Source organism: Curtobacterium sp. PsM8 (assembly GCF_030433875.1).
In the GTDB taxonomy this organism is placed as follows: domain Bacteria; phylum Actinomycetota; class Actinomycetes; order Actinomycetales; family Microbacteriaceae; genus Curtobacterium.
On record NZ_JARUXD010000128.1, the window covers coordinates 1 to 4,034 of the forward strand.

Genomic DNA, 4,034 nt, shown 5'->3' on the forward strand with positions numbered 1-4,034 from the left:
CGGCGCACGCCGGGGCGGTGGGCGGGGGGGGTTTCCCCCACCCCCACCCACACACCCTACCGGGGGGGGGTTTGGGGCCGGTTTGGGTGCCCGGCGGGGCGCCCGGGGGCCCCCCCCCCCGGGCCCCCCCGTCCGTCCGGGTGCGCGCCCGGCGACGGCTCACGCGCCCGTGGTCAGCGGAGGATGCCGAGGCTCCTGGCCTCGGACACCGCGGCCGTGCGTGAACTCACCCCGAGCTTCGAGAACACGTGCACCAGATGCGACTTCACGGTGGCGTCGGTGATGTGCAGCCGCGCCGCCACGTCGCCGTTCGAGGCGCCACCGGCCACGAGCTGCATGACCTCGATCTCCCGAACGGACAGGCTCACCCGCGGTGCCCGCATCCGCGCCAGCAGACGACCGGCGATCGCCGGTGCAAGGGCGCTCTCGCCGGCGGCAGCGGCCCGGACGGCGGCGAGGAGCTCCTCCGGCGGCGCGTCCTTGAGGAGGTATCCGCTGGCCCCGGCCTCGACCGCGCTCAGGATGTCCCCGTCGCTGTCGTAGTTGGTCAGGACCAGGACGTACGGCGGAGCGTCCGCGGCCCGGATCGCCCGGGTCGCATCGGCTCCGGACCGGCCCGCGCCGAACTGCAGATCGGTCAGCACGAGGTCCGGGTCGGTGGAGGTGGCGAGGACGACCGCCTCGTCCGCGGTCGCTGCCTCGCCGACGACCTCGATGCCGTCGTCGTTGTCGAGCAGTGCCCGGAGTCCGGCGCGGACGACGGGGTGGTCGTCGGCGATCACGACCCGGATCATGCGGCGCCCCGGTCGACGACCGCGGTGACGGTGGTGCCCCGGCCAGGTGCGCTGTCGACGGTGAGTCCGCCGCCGAGCTGTTCGACGCGCTCGGCCATCGCGCGGAGGCCGAACGAGTCGGAGGTGGCGGTGTCGAGGCCGACGCGGTCCCGGTCGAACCCGACGCCGTCGTCGTGCACCACCAGGGTCGCCTCGGTCGGGGAGAGGGTCAGGCCGATGTCGACGGTCGTGGCGCCGGCGTGCTGCGCGACGTTCGCCACGGCTCCCTGGGCGATGCGCAGCAGGGCGGTCTGGACGTCCATCGTCAGGTCCGCGCCTCCGGTCGGGACGGAGACCTCGATGCGGAGGCCGTCACGTTGCCACTGCTGGCTGAGGCGGCCGAGCGCGGCGGCGAGGCCGGCGTCGAGGGACGGTGGAGCGAGTTCGCGGATGAACCGACGGGTGTCGGCCAGGCCGTCGGCCGCGGTGGACCGGGCGAGGCGGATGTGGTCGATGCCCGGCCGCTCACCGTCGGCGGCTTCGGCCGCGTGCAGCAGCATCTGGATGCTCGACAGGCCCTGCGCGACGGTGTCGTGGATCTCCCGCGCGAGACGGGCCCGCTCGGTGAGCACCCCCTGCTGCCGTTCGGTCGCCGCCAGCAGGTCCCGGGTCGCGAGCAGCTCCGCGACGAGTGCCTCGCGCTCGACGGCTTCACGTGCGAGGGCCCGGTAGCCGAGGCCGATGAGCAGCGCGACGCCGGCACCGACCAGCGGGCCGATCACTCCGCCCACCGTGAAGCCGCCGTGCACGCCGAGCGCGACGATCGCGATCGCGGTCGCGACCACGACGGCCACCGGCCCGACGATCCGGGGCAGGACGTGCAGGTAGAGGAAGAACAGCGGGAAGACCAGGTACGCCGCCTCGGGCACGAGGACGAGCAGCGCGACCCACACCGTCGTCAGCGCCACGATCCACAGTGCTCCCACGAGTGCTCGGCGTGGTCCCCGCACGGTGGCGACCCGGGCACCGAGCACGTAGAGCACTGCGAACAGTGCGGCCAGGCCGGACTCCGCCCACACGGTGTCGTCCTGCACGACGACGACCCGGACGACGACGAGCGCGAGCAGCGCGGCGAACAGCACGTGCAGTCCGGTGCGCAGCCCGACGAAGACGGGCGTGAGGGTGCTGTGAGCCATGTCCGTTGCAGCGTACGGCCGGCGGGCACACGGCGGATCAACCAGAAGTCGTACCCGAGGAGTCGACCTCCCGTCGATGGCACCGGACCGGACCCCGGCGAGGCTGGTCGGGACGACGGGGAACGCCCCCGACGTCGGGAAGGAACCATCGTGTTCGTCGCTTGGCGTGACCTCCGGTCCGCCCGTGGCCGCTTCGTGTTGATCGGGTCCGTCGTGGCCCTGATCACCCTGCTGGTCGGGTTCCTCGCCGGGCTGACCGGCGGGCTCGCCACGCAGGACGTGTCCGCCGTCCTCGGGCTCCCCGGGGACCGGCTCGTCCTCCAGCAGCCGGTGGACGGCAAGCCGTCGTTCTCGGAGTCCTCGATCGGCACGTCGACCGTGGCCGCGTGGCGGGACGCCGCCGGCGTGGACGAGGTCACCCCGGTCGGGATCGCCCAAGGCCGGGCGACCGCGGAGGGACGTGCGGCAGCTCCGCGTAGCTCGTCCGCCGTCGCGGTCGCCCTCTTCGGCGTCCCGCACGGCGCCCCGGGGTCCATGACCACCGACCTGGCGCCGACCACCGACGAGACGGTCGGGCTGTCCTCCGGCGCTGCGACCGACCTCCACGTCGGCGTCGGGGACCGCGTCACGATCACCGGCACCACCTACCGGGTCGCCACCGTCGGCGGCGACGCCTGGTACAGCCACACGCCGGTCGTGGCGCTCTCCCCCGACGCCTGGGCGCAGGCCGACCGCCGACTGGGCGGCGACGGGGCGCCCACCGTGCTCGCCGTGTCGGGCACGCCGGACTGGACCGCGGCGGCGGCCCGCACCCACACCGCGGCCGCGTCGCCGCTGATGAGCCTGCCGGCCCTCCAGACCTTCACGTCCGAAGTCGGGTCGCTCGGGCTGATGATCGTCATGCTCTTCGGCGTCTCCGCCCTCGTCGTCGGTGCGTTCTTCACGGTCTGGACCATGCAGCGTTCGGCCGACATCGCCGTCCTCAAGGCGCTCGGGGCCTCCGACGCGTCCCTCGTCCGCGACGCCCTCGGCCAGGCACTCGTCGTCCTGCTCGTCGGGATCGGTGTCGGGATCGGTCTCGTGTCGGTCCTCGGAGCGCTCGCCGGCGGAGCCCTGCCGTTCCTGCTCAGCCCACTCACCACCGTCCTGCCGGCGACCGTCATGGTCGTCCTCGGACTCGCCGGCGCCGCCGTCGCGCTCCGCACCGTCACCCGCGCCGACCCCCTCACCGCCCTCGGGAGCAACCGATGATCCGACTCGACGACGTCACCCTCACCTACCCGGACGGCGACTCGCGCACCACCGCGGTCGACCACGTCTCACTGTCGGCGCCGGACGGGGTCGTCACCGGCATCACCGGCCCGTCCGGCTCCGGCAAGTCGTCCCTCCTCGCCGTGGCCGCGACGCTGATCCGACCGGACTCCGGGCACGTGTGGATCGACGACGTCGACGCGGCCGCCCTCACCCGGAACGAGGCCACGGCGCTGCGTCGTACCGAGATCGGGATCGTGTTCCAACAGTCGAACCTCGTGCCCGCCCTCACCGCGCGCGAGCAGCTGCTCGTGATGGCCGAGCTGGGCGGCGACGGACACCGACGTCGTGCCGCGGTCCGCCGCCGTGCCGACGAGTTGCTCGACGCGGTCGGACTCGCCGAGCACGGCGGCAAGCGTCCCGCGCAGCTCTCTGGGGGCCAGAGGCAACGGGTCGCGATCGCCCGGGCGCTGGTGAACGAACCCTCCGTCCTGCTCGTCGACGAGCCGACCAGTGCCCTCGACCAGGAGCGGGGCGCGGCCATCATGGCGCTCATCGCGCAGCTGACGCACGAACAGCGCACCGCCACGCTGCTCGTCACCCACGACCTCGGCCACCGCGGCACCCTCGACGGGCTCGTCACCCTGGTCGACGGCGGCATCACCGACGTCGCGCATCCTCCGGCCGCACTGCTCGAGGCGACCGGCGCGCACTGAGCCGTCCGGTACGAGCCGGGCGGGCGTGGGGGGGGGGGGGCCCGGGGGGCCCCCCCCCCCCCCCCCCCCCCCCCCCCCCCCCCCCCCCCCCCCCCCCC

Annotated in this window: 4 protein-coding genes; 2 read left to right on the top strand and 2 right to left on the bottom strand. The window is 74.3% G+C overall.

Annotation, left to right across the window (positions count from 1 at the left end; translation table 11 throughout):
* Nucleotides 1-173: 173 nt before the first annotated feature.
* Together QCD68_RS16890 and QCD68_RS16895 are read right to left on the bottom strand one after the other, a co-directional pair.
* Nucleotides 174-794, bottom strand: coding sequence for a response regulator (locus QCD68_RS16890; RefSeq protein ID WP_290156732.1), 621 nt, complete (start codon nt 792-794; stop codon nt 174-176).
* Entirely contained in the window at nt 791-1,969 is a 1,179-nt protein-coding gene (locus tag QCD68_RS16895; RefSeq protein WP_301223857.1) for a sensor histidine kinase, read from the bottom strand. Before QCD68_RS16895 ends, QCD68_RS16890 begins: the two co-directional genes overlap by 4 nt.
* 150 nt (nt 1,970-2,119) lie before the next feature.
* On the opposite strand from QCD68_RS16895, the gene QCD68_RS16900 reads away from it, so the two are divergent.
* On the top strand, nt 2,120-3,220 hold the full coding sequence (locus QCD68_RS16900; protein ID WP_301223858.1) for an ABC transporter permease: 1,101 nt from the start codon (nt 2,120-2,122) through the stop codon (nt 3,218-3,220).
* A complete protein-coding gene (locus QCD68_RS16905; RefSeq protein WP_301223859.1) occupies nt 3,217-3,936 on the top strand; it encodes an ABC transporter ATP-binding protein in 720 nt (239 codons plus the stop codon). Before QCD68_RS16900 ends, QCD68_RS16905 begins: the two co-directional genes overlap by 4 nt.
* Nucleotides 3,937-4,034: the final 98 nt, after the last annotated feature.

Excerpts from the sequence above, each read along its gene's own strand:
- QCD68_RS16890 (WP_290156732.1), bottom strand. The coding sequence starts at position 794 with ATGATCCGGGTCGTGATCGCCGACGACCACCCCGTCGTCCGCGCCGGA.
- QCD68_RS16895 (WP_301223857.1), bottom strand. The coding sequence starts at position 1,969 with ATGGCTCACAGCACCCTCACGCCCGTCTTCGTCGGGCTGCGCACCGGA.
- QCD68_RS16905 (WP_301223859.1), top strand. The coding sequence starts at position 3,217 with ATGATCCGACTCGACGACGTCACCCTCACCTACCCGGACGGCGACTCG.